Origin of the sequence: Niveispirillum fermenti (assembly GCF_048066175.1) — a bacterium.
Taxonomy (GTDB): Bacteria; Pseudomonadota; Alphaproteobacteria; order Azospirillales; family Azospirillaceae; genus Niveispirillum; species Niveispirillum fermenti.
On sequence record NZ_JBLTXA010000009.1, the window covers coordinates 97,537 to 112,602 of the forward strand.

14 protein-coding genes are annotated in these 15,066 nt (G+C 64.9%); 5 read left to right on the top strand and 9 right to left on the bottom strand.

The window, feature by feature from the left end; all coding sequences use genetic code 11:
* Positions 1-3 precede the first annotated feature (3 nt).
* The 7 genes from ACM9LZ_RS11690 to ACM9LZ_RS11720 all read right to left on the bottom strand — a co-directional run bounded on the left by ACM9LZ_RS11690 (position 4) and on the right by ACM9LZ_RS11720 (position 7,618).
* Positions 4-1,209 carry an acetyl-CoA C-acetyltransferase gene (locus ACM9LZ_RS11690; RefSeq protein ID WP_416619644.1) on the bottom strand — a complete coding sequence of 402 codons (1,206 nt, stop codon included), beginning with the start codon at positions 1,207-1,209 and terminating at the stop codon, positions 4-6.
* Complete coding sequence (locus ACM9LZ_RS11695) at positions 1,202-3,034, bottom strand: AMP-binding protein (protein ID WP_416619645.1); 1,833 nt, start codon at positions 3,032-3,034, stop codon at positions 1,202-1,204. Before ACM9LZ_RS11695 ends, ACM9LZ_RS11690 begins: the two co-directional genes overlap by 8 nt.
* Positions 3,031-3,588, bottom strand: coding sequence for a hypothetical protein (locus ACM9LZ_RS11700; RefSeq protein ID WP_416619646.1), 558 nt, complete (start codon positions 3,586-3,588; stop codon positions 3,031-3,033). The genes ACM9LZ_RS11695 and ACM9LZ_RS11700 overlap by 4 nt, the downstream gene beginning before the upstream one ends.
* Positions 3,581-4,480, bottom strand: a complete 900-nt coding sequence (locus ACM9LZ_RS11705) for an SDR family NAD(P)-dependent oxidoreductase (RefSeq protein WP_416619647.1) — start codon at positions 4,478-4,480, stop codon at positions 3,581-3,583. The genes ACM9LZ_RS11700 and ACM9LZ_RS11705 overlap by 8 nt, the downstream gene beginning before the upstream one ends.
* A 193-nt stretch (positions 4,481-4,673) precedes the next feature.
* Complete coding sequence (locus tag ACM9LZ_RS11710; RefSeq protein ID WP_416619648.1) at positions 4,674-5,444, bottom strand: enoyl-CoA hydratase/isomerase family protein; 771 nt, start codon at positions 5,442-5,444, stop codon at positions 4,674-4,676.
* Positions 5,445-5,486: 42 nt separating this feature from the next.
* On the bottom strand, positions 5,487-6,653 hold the full coding sequence (locus tag ACM9LZ_RS11715; RefSeq protein ID WP_416619649.1) for an acyl-CoA dehydrogenase family protein: 1,167 nt from the start codon (positions 6,651-6,653) through the stop codon (positions 5,487-5,489).
* Positions 6,650-7,618 (bottom strand): NAD(P)H-dependent flavin oxidoreductase, encoded by a 969-nt coding sequence (locus ACM9LZ_RS11720; RefSeq protein ID WP_416619650.1) that lies wholly within the window; start codon positions 7,616-7,618, stop codon positions 6,650-6,652. The genes ACM9LZ_RS11715 and ACM9LZ_RS11720 overlap by 4 nt, the downstream gene beginning before the upstream one ends.
* Positions 7,619-7,900: 282 nt before the next feature.
* Here ACM9LZ_RS11720 and ACM9LZ_RS11725 point away from each other — a divergent pair, with 282 nt between their 5' ends.
* Positions 7,901-8,506, top strand: coding sequence for a TetR/AcrR family transcriptional regulator (locus ACM9LZ_RS11725; RefSeq protein WP_416619651.1), 606 nt, complete (start codon positions 7,901-7,903; stop codon positions 8,504-8,506).
* An 8-nt stretch (positions 8,507-8,514) separates the two neighbouring features.
* Here the strand turns inward: ACM9LZ_RS11725 and ACM9LZ_RS11730 are convergent, their stop codons facing one another.
* Together ACM9LZ_RS11730 and ACM9LZ_RS11735 are read right to left on the bottom strand one after the other, a co-directional pair.
* Positions 8,515-9,372, bottom strand: a complete 858-nt coding sequence (locus ACM9LZ_RS11730) for a MaoC/PaaZ C-terminal domain-containing protein (RefSeq protein ID WP_416619652.1) — start codon at positions 9,370-9,372, stop codon at positions 8,515-8,517.
* Positions 9,372-11,714 (bottom strand): TonB-dependent receptor, encoded by a 2,343-nt coding sequence (locus ACM9LZ_RS11735; RefSeq protein WP_416619653.1) that lies wholly within the window; start codon positions 11,712-11,714, stop codon positions 9,372-9,374. The genes ACM9LZ_RS11730 and ACM9LZ_RS11735 overlap by 1 nt, the downstream gene beginning before the upstream one ends.
* A 334-nt stretch (positions 11,715-12,048) precedes the next feature.
* Here ACM9LZ_RS11735 and ACM9LZ_RS11740 point away from each other — a divergent pair, with 334 nt between their 5' ends.
* From ACM9LZ_RS11740 to ACM9LZ_RS11755, 4 genes are read left to right on the top strand one after another with little or no spacing between them, the layout of a single operon-like run.
* Entirely contained in the window at positions 12,049-12,843 is a 795-nt protein-coding gene (locus tag ACM9LZ_RS11740; RefSeq protein ID WP_416619654.1) for an enoyl-CoA hydratase/isomerase family protein, read from the top strand.
* Positions 12,840-13,643, top strand: a complete 804-nt coding sequence (locus ACM9LZ_RS11745; RefSeq protein WP_416619655.1) for an SDR family oxidoreductase — start codon at positions 12,840-12,842, stop codon at positions 13,641-13,643. Before ACM9LZ_RS11740 ends, ACM9LZ_RS11745 begins: the two co-directional genes overlap by 4 nt.
* Complete coding sequence (locus ACM9LZ_RS11750; protein ID WP_416619656.1) at positions 13,640-14,287, top strand: TetR/AcrR family transcriptional regulator; 648 nt, start codon at positions 13,640-13,642, stop codon at positions 14,285-14,287. Before ACM9LZ_RS11745 ends, ACM9LZ_RS11750 begins: the two co-directional genes overlap by 4 nt.
* On the top strand, positions 14,284-15,066 hold the full coding sequence (locus ACM9LZ_RS11755; protein WP_416619657.1) for a crotonase/enoyl-CoA hydratase family protein: 783 nt from the start codon (positions 14,284-14,286) through the stop codon (positions 15,064-15,066). The genes ACM9LZ_RS11750 and ACM9LZ_RS11755 overlap by 4 nt, the downstream gene beginning before the upstream one ends.

The following is a 15,066-nucleotide window of genomic DNA, read 5'->3' on the forward strand; positions in this document are numbered from 1 at the left end:
GGCTCACACGCGCTCGATCAATGTGGCGGCACCCTGCCCGGCACCGGCGCACAGCGTGATCAGGGCAGTGCCCTTGCCGGTACGTTCCAGTTCGTCCAGGACGGTACCCAGGATCATGGCGCCCGTGGCGCCCAGCGGGTGCCCCATGGCGATGGCCCCGCCATTGACGTTCATCTTATCGTGCGGGATGGACAGGGCCGCCATCATGCGCAGGACCACGGCGGCGAAGGCCTCGTTCAACTCGTACAGATCGATATCACCGGGCACCATGCCCAGCCGGTGCAGCAGCTTGCGCGACACCGTAGCCGGTGCCGTCAGCATGATGGTGGGTTCCGACCCAATGGACGCTCCGCCCCGGATACGCGCACGCGGCTTCAGCCCCAACGCCGCACCCGCCTCCTTCGTGCCGATCAGCACACCGGAAGCACCATCGACGATACCCGACGAATTGCCGGCATGATGGACATGCTCAATCTGTTCCACCTGTGGATAGCGCTGGATGGCGATGGCGTCGAATGCCGCCTCCCCCGGCACCTGGAAGGCCGGTTTCAGACCGGCCAGCCCCCCGATGCTTGCGTCGGGGCGCATATGTTCATCATGGGAAAGTGCGATATTGCCGGCCTGATCGCGCACCGGCACGATGGAGCGGGCAAAGCGCCCCTCCTGCCAGGCGCGGGCGGCGCGACGCTGGCTTTCCACGGCATAGGCGTCAACGTCGGTGCGGCTGAACCCGTCCAGGGTGGCGATCAGGTCGGCGCTGATCCCCTGCGGCACGAAATAGTTCTTCAGCGCGGAATCCGGGTCGATGGGCCAGGCGCCGCCATCGGAATTGATGGGGATGCGCGACATGCTTTCCACCCCGCCACCGATGGCCAGCCGTGCCTCACCCGCCATCACCTTGGCCGCGGCGATATTCACAGCATCCAGCCCCGATGCGCAGTAGCGATGGACCTGGATGCCGGACACACTTTCCGCATAATCGGCCATGAGGACGGCCGTGCGGGCAATGTCCGCCCCCTGGTCACCCACCGGCGACACACAGCCCAGCACGACATCATCCACAAAGGACGTGTCCAGGCCATTGCGGTCCCGCAGCGCTGCCAGCACCTGGGCCGACAGCGACAAGGGCGTGATATGATGCAGGGACCCGTCGGGCTTTCCCCGGCCGCGGGGCGTGCGCACGGCATCGAAAATATAGGCTTCAGGCATGGTTGCTTGCTCCGGTACGGGGCCGGGCGGCCACGGCCGCGCCCCTGGTAAAGCAGAGAATGGCGGGATCGGGCGGGTCGGCGAACAGGCGGGCCACATCCGCCGCGCGGCGTTCACGCACCACGCGGGGGGCGGCATTGCCCTTGTCGGTCACCTCCCCCCGATCGAAGGCCAACGGTTCGGTCATGACAAGGGCGGTGCCGATGCGCCGGGCCGATCCTGTCTGCGCCGCATTGAAATCGGCGATCAGAGCGCGCAACTCCTCCCGCGCGAAGGGGGTCAGCGTGGCGCGGGGCCAGATCAGGGCGCCGATATGGTCCTGGTTCACACCGCAAAAGACCGCTTCGCGCACCAGCGCCTCGGCAACGGCCAGGAAATCCTGGCGCAGGGCATTGACCTGGACATAGGTGCCCGACAGCAGCTTGAAATCATCGGCCAGCCGTCCGGCGAAAACCAGCCCGCCTTCCGGTCGCTCCGGGTCGGCGAAACGCACGGCGTCACCGGTGCGGAAATAGCCTTCCGCGTCGAAAAGCCCGGCGGAGACGTCGGCCGCGCCCAGATAGCCGCTGCGTGGCATCAGCGTGGGGCCGCGCATGCGCATTTCATACCGCCCATCCATGGGCACCAGTTTCAAATCCACGCCGGGCAGCGGCAGGCCGATCACGTCGGTCGGGCCGCCGGGCCAGTATTTAAGGGCACCCAGCAGGAATTCCGTGGCGCCATAGAAGGAATAGACCGGGGCCTCCGCCCCCCTGGCCGCCAGCGACAGGGCCGCCAGCCGTTCCGCCACCGATTGCGGCATCAGGGCACCACCGAAGCCCAGCCAGCGGATATTGCGGAAAAATCGGTCACGCAGGTCGGTATCCGCCTCCATCGCATCGCACAGCATGGCGTAACCCAGCGGCACGGTGATGAAGAAATGCGGCGAGACATCCCGCAGATTGGCGATCGTGCGCGCGAACAGGTCGGGCGTCGGCTTGCCATCATCGATCCACAGGGTGCCGCCGGCCGCGATGATGTTCCCGAAATTGTAATTGCCGGCCATGATGTGGCTGAAGGGCATGGCCTCAAGGAATTGCGGCGGCTCCCCGTCGAAATCCAGCAGATTCACTGCTTCCATCTGCGCGAAGGACACGGTCAGACAGGCATGGGGCTGCGGCGTGGCCTTGGGCGATCCAGTGGAGCCGGAGGTGAACATGATGCGGGCGATCATGTGGGGCCGGATTGCCGCCATGCGCTCGGCCACCTGCCCCGTCGGCTCCGTCGCCACCACATCGGCCCAGCGTTCCACGGCAAGGCCCGGCACGCCGCCCGTCACGGCCACGAAGCGAAGGCCCGGCCGGGCCAGTGCCCGCAGCGCCGGGGCAAAACGATCGGCATCATCGACGATGACGATCCGGGCCCCCGCCGTGGCCACGCATTCCTTCAGCTTGGCATGGTCGGTGGACAAGAGCGAATAGGCGACGCTGATCGGCGCGATGGCCGCGCCCGTGCGCTGCACCGACACGGCGGCGATGCCATGTTCGATGGACGGGGCGGAGAGATAGGCGACACTGTCCCCCTCCCCGATCCCCTGGTCGATCAGCCATTGCGCCAGCCCGTCGGCCGCCCGCCGGGCGGCACCATAGGTGATGTCCCGCCAGCCGCCGACCCCGTAACGCTGACGCATGAACAGCCGGTCGGGATGGGCATCCGCCACCGCGTCGAACCGGTGAGCCAGCGACGGCGCCGGTGTAGGCATCGATAAAGGCGAGCCCAGACGGATGGTGCCGTCTTCCTCCCGGTCCAGGGTCACGGCCGGCGGCGGCGTCCTGGCAAAGCTCATTGCCCCACCCCCCGCTTGCGGACCCGCCAGACGCAATCATCATCACCCATGGGCCGGCCGGCAATGGTTTCCACCTCGAAATCCGGTCCCAGCCCCTGCCGCACCACGCTGTCCATCTCCCGCCCGCAGGCCTTGTTGCAGGGGAAGACCCCGCGCATCTCGGCGGAGAAGGCGCGCCATTGCGGACAGCCATGATCGATGATGGTCAGGCGGCCTTCCGCCTCGTCGATCTTGTTGATGCGGGTGACGTCGCGATGCCCCCCGCCCCAGACTTCTGCGCCATAGACGGCCATCAGCTTCAGCGCCCCTTCGATATCGGGGGTGAAATCGGCGGGGTGATCCTTCACCAGTTTGCGCCCGATGGGACCGGCCCAGCCGGGCCGCGTCTCGTCGGAGAATTTCTCCCAGGCTTCCGGCCCCTGGTTCTCCCAGACATGCTCGTCGGTGCGCTGGATGATCAGCAGCCCTTCCCAGGCACAGCGGCGGTAACGTTCCTGCGGGTCCAGGGCGGGCCAGTCCAGGGCCTCACCTTCCAGGCGCTTCGCTTCAGACATGTTCTTCCTCCCTTTCCCTGTTTCTCATGCGCCGTGTGCTGCCCATGGCAGCACCCAGGCAGTCCAGCGTCGTTGCCGGCAGATCGGACCCGGCGTCGAAATCCGTCACCGCCGACCAGCGCGACAGCACGGTCCGCGTGTCCGGCGTCTCCAGCCGCAGGCCCAGGCTGCGTTCCCAGCGCATCGCCGCGGCCCAACCGCCGCCGGCCTCGATCACCTGTCCGCTGGCGGGACATTCCGGATGGATCAGGGCCAGGGCGAAGGGTGACACATCCTCCACCCTCAACCCGGCTTTCAGGTCGGCGGAAAAGACGCCATCCGTCATCGACGTGCTGGCCATGGGCGCCAGGGCATTGACGCGGATGCCCACCCGTTCTCCCTCCACGGCCAGGGTGCGGGTCAGGCCGATGATGCCGGCCTTTGCGGCGGCGTAATTGGCCTGACCGAAGGCGCCGTGCAGGCCGGCACCGGAGGTGGTGAACAGGATCGCCCCGCCGCGTTGACGCCGCATCGGCTCCCACGCGGCCTTGGCACAGGCAAAGGCCGCGTTCAGATGCACGTCCAGCACCTCATCCCATTCCGCCCGGGCCATGTTGGCGAAGGAACGGTCACGGGTGATGCCGGCATTGACGATCAGGGCGTCAATGTGACCGAACGCGGCCAGGGCGGCCTGGATGATGGCATCCCCGTCCCTGGCATCCACGGCCAAACCCTGAGCCGTTCCGCCAGCCGCCTGGATTTCATCGGCAACGGACAGGGCCGCGTCGCTGCGGCTGGCCACCAGCACACGGGCGCCGGCGGCACCCAGGTCCAGGCAATATTGTCGCCCCAGCCCCTGGCCACCACCCACGACGATCGCCACCTGGCCATCAAACAATGGCTGTTGCACCATGCCGATTTCCTCCCTGCCGGTGCGGCGGTTTTGTCCGCCTTGTTACTGCTTCGCCCCTCTCCAACCCGTCATCCCCGCGAAAGCGGGGATCCAGCATAAGCGGCGTCTGCCGCGATAAGACTCATATCGGCGCTGATCGCGCCTTACGCTGGATTCCCGCTTTCGCGGGAATGACCGTAGCGAAAAGGCAACCTCACGCCCCCGCCCGCCGGCCAATCTTGGCGCGTGCATCCAGCATGCGCTGGGAAATGGCAGGGTTCCAGTGGACGTCGCGATACTGCACATGGCCATAGACATAGGCGGCCATCGGGTCCATGGACCAGGATCGGCGCAGCATCTCGGTACAACGCACAACCGTGTCGACATTGGTGGACGCAATCTCTGCCGCGATGCCGTTCGCCGTCTCCAGCAGCTTGCCCTCCTCCGCGATCTGGTCAATCAAGCCGATGCGCAGCGCCTCGGCCGCATCGATGCGCCGGCCGGTGAGGGTCAGCAGCTTCGCCTGGCTCTGGCCCACAATGCGCTGCAACGGATCGACAAAGGGCGTCAGGCCAAAACGCACCTGGGGAAAGCCGAACCTGGCATTCGGGCTGGACACCCGGATATCGCAGAACACCGCGATATCGCAGCCGCCGCCGAATGTGTGTCCGGCCACCGCCGCGATGGTCGGCTTGGGATATTCCAGCAGTTCCAGATAGCCGTAATAGGTGGCGTCGTACCAGCGCAGCCGGTCGGCATCCGTGGCCCAGTTCATCGTGTCCAGGTCCAGTCCGGCGGAGAAATAGTCTTCTGTCCCTTTGATCACCACGACGGCAACGCTGTCGTCACGCCGCCAGGGGGTCAGCACCTCCACCAGATCCTCGAACAGCTCGGTCGACAGCGCATTGCGCTTGTCCGGGCGGTTCAGGGTGATGGTGCCGATGCCGTCCTTCACCTCGGCCAGAACGGTTCCGTACTTTGCCATCTTGCTCTCCGTTTCCTCAAATATCAGGGCTGTCGCGCAGGATCAGAGCGTCCGGGCGATCAGCAGTTTCATGATCTCGTTGGCACCGCCATAGATGCGGTGGATGCGGCTGTCGCGGTACAGGCGGCCGATCGGATATTCGTTCATGTATCCGTAGCCGCCGAAGAATTGCAGGCAGCCATCGACGATTTCCGACAACTGGTCGGATATCCAGTATTTGGCCATGGACGCGGTCGCCGTATCCAGCTCTCCGGCCAGCAGCTTTTCTGTGCAATGGTTCAGGAACACCTTGGCGATGGTCGCCTGGGTCTTGTATTCGGCCAGTTTGAACTGGGTGTTCTGGAAGGCCGCCAGGGACTGGCCGAACATTTCCCGCTGCCTGACATAGGCAATGGTCTCCCCCAGGGCCAGTTCGATCATGGCCATGGCCTGCCAGGCGATGACGACCCGTTCCTGCGGCAGCTTGGCCATCAGTTGCGCCATGCCCCTGCCTTCCACGTCCCCCAGCAGGGCATCAGCCGGCACGAACAGGTCATCGAAGAACAGTTCGGACGTGTCCTGCCCTTCCTGGCCCACCTTGTCCAGGTTGCGGCCACGGGCAAAGCCCTCCGGCGCCTGCGACACATCGACAATGAACAGGGAGATGCCCTTGCTGCCGGCATCGGGGTCGGTCTTGGCGGCCACCAGCACCATATCGGCGATCTGGCCGTTGGAGATGAAGGTCTTCTGTCCCGTCAGACGATACCCGTTACCGTCGCGGCGGGCGCGGGTGCGCATGCCCTGCAGGTCCGATCCGGCGGCCGGTTCCGTCATGGCGATGGCCGTCACCATCTCCCCGGAACAGAAACGCGGCAACCAATGCGCCCGTTGCTCCGGCGTGCCGTAACTGGCGAAATAGGGAAGGATGACGGCATTGTGCAGGCAGAGGGTCAGCGCGTCGGCGCCGCGATGGCCGATGGCCTGGACGATCGCCGCCTCATGCCGGAAATCCCCCCCGCCGCCGCCATATTCCTCCGGCATCGACACACCCAGCAGCCCGGCTTCACCCGCCGCCCGCCAGACGGCCTTGTCGACCTGCTTGCCGGCCCGCCAGCGGTCGATGGCGGCCGGTGATGCGTGGGCGTCCAGGAAGCCGGCCAGACTGCGCTGGAAAATGGCCATCTCCGTCTCGGCCATGAAGGATGCCGGAACCAGATCGATGGCATTCATGCCGCACGCTCCCGCAGGCGGGCCGTGATCTCATCTGCCTGGCGCATGATCCGGTCGATCAGGTCACGGCAGGTGGGAATGTCGCGGATCAGGCCCTGGACCTGGCCGGCCCAGATCAGGCCCGCTTCCAGATCGCCCGTTTCCAGCGCCACGCGCCCCCTGGCTCCGGACACCAGCGGCTGGATATCGGCGAACTGCGCCCCTTCCCGCCCACTGATCTCCACAACCTTGTCGGATACGGATGTCTTGGCGACGCGGCCGGTATTGTGGAATTTGCGGAAGATCAGGTTGGTTGCCCGCTCGTCATTCTCGACCAGAAGCCTTTTCACGGCTTCATGGATCGGCGCCTCGACCGTGGCGCAGAAGCGCGTGCCCATGTTGATGCCGTCGGCCCCCAGCGCCAATGCTGCCACCAGCCCACGCCCGTCGCCGAAACCACCCGATGCCAGCATGGGAATGTCGATCCTGTCGGCGGCGGCTGGGATCAGCACCAGGCCCGGTACATCATCCTCCCCCGGATGGCCGGCGCATTCGAACCCGTCGATGGAGATGGCGTCCACGCCCATCTTCTGGGCCGACACGGCATGGCGGACGGAGGTGCATTTATGGATGACCTTCACGCCATGCGCCTTGAAATCCTCCACATGTTCCTGCGGCCGCGACCCGGCCGTTTCCACCACCGAAACGCCGCTGTCGATGATGGCACGGCGATAATCGGCATAGGGCGGCGGCTTCACCGACGGCAGGATGGTCAGGTTCACCGCGAAAGGCTTGTCCGTCAGCGACCGGCAGCGGTCAATCTCGCGCCGCAGATCGTCGGGCGTCTGCTGGGTAAGGGCGGTAATGGTGCCAAGACCGCCGGCGTTCGAAACCGCGGCGGCCATGTCCGCCGTGCCCACCCACATCATGCCGCCCTGCATGACCGGATGCTCGACACCCACGAGCCTCGTGAATCTCGTTTGCATGTTTCCTCCTGTTACTTACTGGACGGTAACTTATGGCGATGCGTCCGTCAACGATAGAATCGCGGGGTTGGTGCCAATATTAAAAATCGATGTATTTCATGTGGTTATTGATAGAATGCGGGGCTGAATGCTATCTTTTCGATTCAGCATGCGGAATGAACAGGCCAGTTGATTACCAACTGGTACGAAAGTAACGTGGCGAAATGCCATGGGCGATAAAGTCGCCGTTCATTCGAGACATTGTCGAAGGGCCGTCGGCCGTTCGTGGGGGAATGTGTGGAAATGCCTGTTAAAACGGCCAAGCCGAAGCTGGTCCGCCCGAAGCGTGGAACCATCAACAAGAAACTGATCATGGATACATCGGCATTGATGTTTCATGAGAAGGGTTATGACCGCACGACGCTGGACGATATCGCGCGCGCGCTTTCCATCACAAAGCCCAGCCTCTATTATCACTTCGCCAACAAGGAGGAGATTCTGCTGGCCTGCGTGTTCTCCGCCGATGATTATTTCCGTGAGGAGATCACCCGGCGCGACGATGAGAACGATACCGGCCGCAAGCGGGTCGAGGTATTCCTGCGCCTGTATCTGGAGGTCATCACCCACGATATCGGCGTCAGCATGATCCTGGCTGACGACCGCGTCATGTCCGACGAAGGCCGGGCCAGATACAACGAACTGCGCCGGGTGATGAACGAGGCGCTGGAAAGCCGGATCAAGGCCGGGGTCGCCGACGGGTCGATCCATGTGCCGGAAACCAAGCTGACCACCTATGCCATCTTCGGCATGTTCAACTGGGTCGGCCATTGGCATTTCCGCAAGAGCAGCACCTCGCTGGAAAAGGTGTTCGACCGGTTCATCTCGGTGATCTTCGACGGGATCGGCTGAGCGGCGGGTCAGATCAGGGCATATCCGCCACTGATCACCGCCACCGCACGTTCGCGCACATGGGCCCGCAGCAGAACGCGCCCCTCCTCCACCCACATTTCCGTCATGATGGTTTCCCCCGGAAATACGGGATGGGCAAATCGGACATGCAAGGCCCGCAGGCGCGTGGCATCGAAATCCAACACGCTTGCCAGCACCGCCCGGCCGCAAATGCCATAGGTGCAAAGCCCGTGCAGGATGGGCCGGTCGAAGCCGGCGGCCCGCGCCGCCTCAGGGTCGGCATGCAGCGGGTTCATGTCCCCACTCAACCGGAAAAGCAGGGCCTGGTCCGGCCTAGTGTGGAAGATATCGACATGGTCGGGCGGCCGGGCCGGCGGCGCGGGGAACAGGGGGGGCGCCCGGTCACGCCCCGCACTTCCGCAACCGCCGTCGCCGCGGGCAAAGGCGGTGGAGGTCGCCACCGCCAGCAACCCGCCGCCCGTCCTTTCCCGCAGGTGCGTTTCCAGCAGCACCAGCGCGCCCCTGCCCGCGCCCTTGTCGATGATGCCAGTGACGATTGTATCGAACAGCAGGTGACCTTCCGGCGGCAGGGGGCGGTGCAGCGCCACCCCCTGCCCGGCATGGACCACCAGCCGCATGTCAGCACCGATCCGTTCCAGAAGCACATGCCCGGCAAAGGTGAGCTGGGCCGCCAGGGTGGGCAAGGCCACCAGGTCCCGTTCATGGACGAAGCGGCGTTCCCGCCCGTCCAGTGGGTCCCGGCCGAAGCCGGTCCCCAGCGCGTAGAGGATGGAAGCCGCCGCCGTCTGGTGGACGGGCTGGTCCGTCAGGGACAGGCCGTCAACCATGGCCCTGTCGATGGGCATCAGTGGAACCTGATGCTGGCCGTGACCCCATAGGTGACGGGCATGCCGGCATAGCGCACGATGGCATCCCCCCGCCGCACCGCCGTCTGATAATAATATTCGTTGGTGACATTGCGGCCATAAAGGCTGACACGCCAGTCCCCGGCGGCGTCCTGCAGACCGACGCGCAGGTCCAGCAAGCCATAGCTGTCGATGGCCAGACGGGGATCGGGGATGAAGTCGCCATTCGTGCCGCTGCGATAGATGTAGCTGGCACCGACGAAGGCGTCCTTGCCGGCCCCCACGGGCCATTGATATTCGGCATCCGCATTGCCCTGCCATCTCGGCGTGAAGGGGAAGCGGCTGCCCTTGAAGTCGGCCTGCGCACCGAAGGCCGTATAGTTCAGGAAGGACCGGGTCACCTCCGTATCCAGGTAGGTGGCGCCACCCTTCAGCCTCAACCCTTCCACGGGTGCCCAGGTCACCTCGATCTCCGCCCCCTTCACCTGCGATTTCGGCACGTTGACCATGGCTTCCAGCGGCCCGAAGATGGGCACGATGGTCCGGCCCTTGAGCTGCTTGTCGGTATAATCATAGAGGAACAGGGCGCCGTTGACCTGCATGGTGCGGCCGGCCACGCGCGACTTGAACCCGATCTCGTAACCCGTCACCTCTTCCTGTTTGACGGGCTGGTACTGGGCCAGGGTGGAGGCGGGAAGGTTGGCGAAGGAGCCGACCTTATAGCCGCGGCTGATATTGCCATACAGCAGGTGATCCGCATTGGGCGCCCATTCCAGGCCCGTGCGCCAGGAGACATTATCTTCCGGCAGGGTGCCGTCGAATTCGGCCGGGCGGTTGGTCGCATCCAGCGTGGCGCAGGCATTCAGCGGGAAGGTGCCGGCCGGCAGGCCGAAATTGGCTTCGAACCCCTTGCCATAGGTGCCATTGCCTGCATTCAGAATGCAGCCCTGGAAATCCACATCCGTCTTGGTATAGCGGGCGCCGGCCGTGGCCGACAGGGTATCGGCCAGCGGAAAGGCGACATTGCCGAACACGGCCTTGCTGACATATTTCGTGTTGCCGCGCTGCGGCACCTCCGTAATCGCCGGCAGGCCCAGCCGGTCGAAGACATGGCCCGACGTCTGCTCGGACAGGAATTGCCGCACCAGTTCGTTGGCCTTGCTATGTTCGTAATTGCCGCCCAGCAGCCAATTGCCCCGATCCCCCATTAAGCTGCCCGCCACACGCAGTTCCTGGGTGAAGCTGTCGATATCGCCGCTGATCAGCAGGTCGGTCAGTTGCAGGCTGGTGCCGTCGCCATCCTGCCCGTAAAGCTGCTCGAACGTCGCATAGGAGGAAAGCGAGGTCACGGTGATCGTGTCGGAGATGTCGTAATCCAGACGCAGGGTTCCCTGCACCATATGGTTGTCGCGGCGCAGGGGCACGGTCGATCCCCAGTCGGCGGCGCGGTTGTTCTCCGGCGCGGCCGGGTAGGCCTGCAGGGCCGGACTGAAATAGCCGCCGGCCGACTGGCGGAACGGTGCCACCAGTTGCGGGGCCTGTGTGTCGGACCGGTCCTTGTTGGCATTCAACTGGAAATTCACGCGCAGCGCCGGGTCCGGCTCCCAGGCCAGCGTCAGGCGTCCTTGCGTGAAGTCGCGCCGCCCCAGCTCGTCGTCGCGGGTGAAGCTTTTCTGCCAGGCGTCCCCACCCTCGTGCCGCACGGCCAGCCGGACGCCCAGCGTGTCGGATACCGGACCACTGGCATAACCTTCCAGGTCCAGGCGGTTGAACCGGCCGTAACCGACCTGCATCCCCGCCTCGAAATCACTTGTCGGCTTGGCAGCCACGTAATTGATGGCGCCGCCCGTGGCATTCTGGCCGAACAGGATGCCCTGTGGTCCCTTCAGCACCTCCACCCGCTCCAGGTCGAAGGAGGCGCCCGTCGTCATGATGGAAAACGGGATCGGGGCCTCGTCGATATAGACCGACACGGTGGGCTTGGCCGCCAGGCTGCTGTCGAAGAAGCCGATACCGCGCAGGAAATAGACGGGCGTGCCATAGCCGCTGTCGATGGCGTTGAAACCCGGCGTCACCTTGACCAGGGCCTGCACATCGGTGACGCCGATCTTGGCCAGTTCCACGCCGCTTTCGGCGGTGATGGAGATGGGCACGCGGTTGCTGCTTTCCGACCGCTTCTGGGCCGTCACGATGATCTCGGCCAGGAAACTGCCTTCCTCCTGCCCGGAGGCGGGGGACGGGCCGGCACCGGACGGCTGTTCCTGCGCCGCCGAGGGTGCCGCGACCAGGGCGGCTGCTCCCAGTGCAAGAACAGATGAAGACCGCAGGAACAGCTTGCGCATTTCTTGTTTCCTCCCCATGTCGGATCATTGTGCCCCTTTTGCGGGGCTTGGGCCGGGCAAATGCCGGACATCGCGGCCACCGCTTGCCGGGGCCGCCGATAGGTTGATGCTGAATTCCAAACTGGTTGGTAACTTTCATCGGCAGTCACCAATTCTCAGTTACCGAACAGACGGTAACATAGGCTTGCGGCGCTGTCCAGTGCCCGTGAATTAAAGATTTCTGCTCTTTTTCAGCCGCGGAACGTGCCGCGCACGCTGTGAGATCGGGGATTGACATTGGATTTCCGCCACCCCCAAAATACTAATTGGTAACTTAAAGCCAGGGAGGCATCCAATGAACCTCTACCCCCACCTGATCCTGTCCGTTCAGGACGGCGTCGGCATCCTTCAAATGAACCATCCGGAGAAGCGCAACGCGCTGGGCTGGGAACTGCACCATGAAATCATCGCCGCGCTGAACGCCTGGGCCGAGGATGACGATGTCGCCTGTGTTCTGGTCATCGGCAACGAGGATTATTTCTGCGCCGGCTGGCGGCTGGACATCCTGAACAGCATCGAAGGGGACGAGCGCCGGCGCTTCACCGACCTGGCGCTGAAATTCATGAAGACCTTCTATGATTTCCCCAAGCCCATGGTGGCCGCTGTGGCCGGCGTGGCACCGGGCTATGGCATGGATGTCGCCAATATGTGCGACATCACCATCGCATCGGAGAATGCCGCTTTCGGCTCCACGCAGGTGAAATATGCCATGAACGGCTTTTATCATGGCATGCTGCAACGTATCGGTACGCAGCGCGCCCGGCGCATGCTGTTCACCGGTGACCCGATCAGCGCGCAGGAGGCATTGCGCGTTGGCTTGGTGGACGAGGTCGTGCCCTATGGCCGTTTGCGCGAAACGGCGCTGAAACTGGCCCGGCAGATTGCGGAGGCCGGGCCCGAACTGGCCATGGTCCTGAAGGATGTGGCATTGAGGGCCGGCAACATGGACCATCTGAGCGCGCTGGCCTTTGAACTGTCGGTCACGCAGGATCTGACCCAGCGTGGCCTGTTCAGGCGCCGCATCGCCGATGGCAATGCCCGGCTGAAGGCCGGCACCAGCAAGGCCACCGAACGGCTGGGGGCGCTATGACCGGCCCCGGACCGACCTTCAGCGCCGGCCTGTTTCGGGGGCGGACGGCCATGGTGGCCGGTGGCACCAGTGGCATCAACCTGGCCATCGCCCGGCGCCTGGGCGAACTGGGGGCCGCCGTCCATGTGTTCAGCCGCGACCCGGCCAGGGTGGCGGCGGCCATAGGCAGCCTGGCGGAAGTGTGCGACGCCAGCGGTTCTGTTGCCGACGTGCGGGACTTTGATGCCGTTACGGCGGCTGTCGGCGCCGGAGCGGAAAGGTTGGGCAACATCGACATCCTGGTTTCTGGGGCGGCCGGCAACTTCCTGGCACGGGCCGCGGACATGTCGGCCAAGGGCTTCCGCACCGTCATCGATATCGATCTGGTCGGCGGCTTCCATGTGATGAAGGCCGCTTATCCCCACCTGCGCCGGCCGGGCGCTTCGGTCATCAATATTTCGGCGCTGCACGCCTTCACCGCCTTTGCGGCGCAAGCCCATGTCTGTGCCGCAAAGGCCGGGCTTGACGCCATGATCCGGGCGCTGGCCCTGGAATGGGGACAGGAGGGCATTCGCCTCAATTCCATCGCACCGGGCGCCGTCAGCGATACGGAGGGCATGGCCCGCATCGCACCGACGGCGGCCGACCGCGAGCGCTTCACCCGCGATACCCCATTGGGACGCTGGACGACGAAGGCCGAAATCGCCGATGTTGCGGTTTTCCTGGCCAGCGCCGCGGCGGCCAGCATAACCGGCACCGTCATGGTGGTTGATGGCGGCTACATGGCGGGACGGACGGGAAATGCGGGAGGGAGGGCATGAGCGTGAAGACAGGGGCCGAACGGCCCCGCCACCGGCGGGGCACCCTCAGCCGCGAACGCATCCTGGACGTGGCCTCGCAGCAGTTCCAGGCCAAGGGATATGACCGCACATCCATGGATGATGTGGCAAAGGCGCTATCGGTCACGAAACCGACGCTCTATTACCATTTCCCCAGCAAGGAGGACATCCTGCTGGGTTGCGTGCTGGAGGCGCGCGACCGGCTGGAAGCCGCGCTGGCCGAACATGATGACCCCGCCCTGCCCGGACTGACCCGGCTGGAGATATTCCTGCGGCAATATCTGCGGGTCATCGCCAACAATTACGGGATCAGCCTGGTCCTGTCGGACATCAATGTGATGTCGGACAAGGGGCAGGCCGAATATCGGGATTGCCGCCGGTCCATCAGCCGCCATATGCGCCGGATCGTCGAGCAGGGCATGGCGGACGGCTCCATCGTGCCGGGAGACGTCACCCTGACCACCTATGCCATCTTCGGCATGTTCAACTGGGTCACCCGCTGGATCCTGGACAAGCCCGAATTCTCCCTGGATGCTGTCTATGCCCAGTTTCGCAGCATCCTGCTGCTCGGCATCCGCGGCGCGCTGCCGCCGCCTGTGGCGCATCGGGAAGGTGACACGGCATGATCGTATTCCAAGACCGCGTCACCCTGGATATTGCGGACGGCATTGCCGATGTGCGGCTGGCCAGACCGGAAAAGCTGAACGCGCTGGACCGCGACATGTTCACCGCCATCGCCGACGCCGTTGCGCATCTGGAAGGGGTGACCGACCTGCGGGCCGTGGTGCTGTCCGGGCAGGGCCGCGCCTTTTGCGCCGGCATCGACACGGCGGCCCTGGCCGAGACGGTGGGCGTACCGGAACAGCTGACCGTGCCGACCCACGGACCCGCCAACCTGTTCCAGCAGGCGACCTGGGGCTGGCACACCCTGCCCGTCCCCGTCATTGCCGCGATACACGGGGTGGCATTCGGCGGCGGGTTTCAGATCATGCTGGGGGCCGATATCCGCGTCATGACGCCGGACACACGGCTGTCGGTCATGGAGGTGCGCTGGGGTCTTGTTCCCGACATGGGCGGCATCGCGCGCATGCAAGGCCTGGCGGGCGACGATGTGATCCGCGACCTGACCTTCACGGGCCGGGAATTCACGGGGGCGGACGCGCTGACGCTGGGTTTTGCCACCCGGTTGTCCGGCACGCCCCTGGACGATGCGATGGACACGGCCCGCCTTATCGCCACGCGCAGTCCCGAGGCCGTCCGCGCCGCCAAGCGCCTGCTGAACGCCGCCGCGGATCGGGATGCCGCCGATATCCTGTATCATGAAGCCCGGGAGCAGACGGCCTTGCTGCGGTCGGCGCAGCATGCCGCGACATTGGCCGCCGCAAAGGGGCCGTCCCGGCGCTGA